Here is a 667-nt window from a genome sequence, read left to right on the forward strand (position 1 = left end):
AATATTAAGGGCTACCGGCCGGCACACTGCACGGATGAATCGCTCTGCATCGGCTGCGCAAGCTGCGCAAGAATTTGCCCGGATTCGATCATTACTATTGAAAAGGACTAACAAAGAGGAGTGTGAACTGTTCCATGAAAAGAGAAATTTGGAAGGGCAGTGAAGCTATAGCTGAAGCCGCAATTCGTGCAGGCTGTCGCGGTTTCTTCGGATATCCCATTACCCCGCAGAATGAAATCCCTGAATATATGTCGCTGAGAATGCCTCAGGTAGGCGGCGTGTTCGTACAGGCTGAATCGGAAGTAGCAGCTATCAACATGGTATACGGCGCAGCCGGTTCCGGCGTTCGCGCTATGACGTCCTCGTCGTCTCCGGGCGTCAGCCTGAAACAGGAAGGCATCAGCTACGCCGCAGGCGCACAGCTGCCGGCGGTTATCGTCAACGTCATGCGCGGCGGCCCGGGCCTCGGCTCCATCCAGCCGTCCCAGGCAGACTATTTCCAGGCAACCCGCGGCGGCGGCAACGGCGACTATCGTACGCCGGTCCTGGCTCCGGCCAACCTGCAGGAAGCTGTCGACCTGGTACAGGAAGCCTTCGACATTGCTGACCAGTACCGCACGCCTGTCGTCGTATTGGCAGACGGCCTCATCGGCCAGATGATGGAACC

The 667-nt window shown here is 57.7% G+C and carries 1 protein-coding gene and 1 pseudogene; both read left to right on the forward strand.

Features of this window, described 5'->3' with window-relative positions:
- Positions 1-3: 3 nt before the first annotated feature.
- The gene (locus E0L13_RS11680; protein WP_346766183.1) at positions 4-111 is read left to right on the forward strand and encodes a 4Fe-4S binding protein; all 108 of its coding nucleotides are present in this window, start codon (positions 4-6) and stop codon (positions 109-111) included.
- A 23-nt stretch (positions 112-134) separates the two neighbouring features.
- A pseudogene (locus tag E0L13_RS11685) lies at positions 135-667 on the forward strand (3-methyl-2-oxobutanoate dehydrogenase subunit beta); the annotation flags it as partial.

This window comes from Megasphaera sp. SW808, from assembly GCF_012027795.1.
Lineage (GTDB): Bacteria > Bacillota > Negativicutes > Veillonellales > Megasphaeraceae > Megasphaera > Megasphaera stantonii.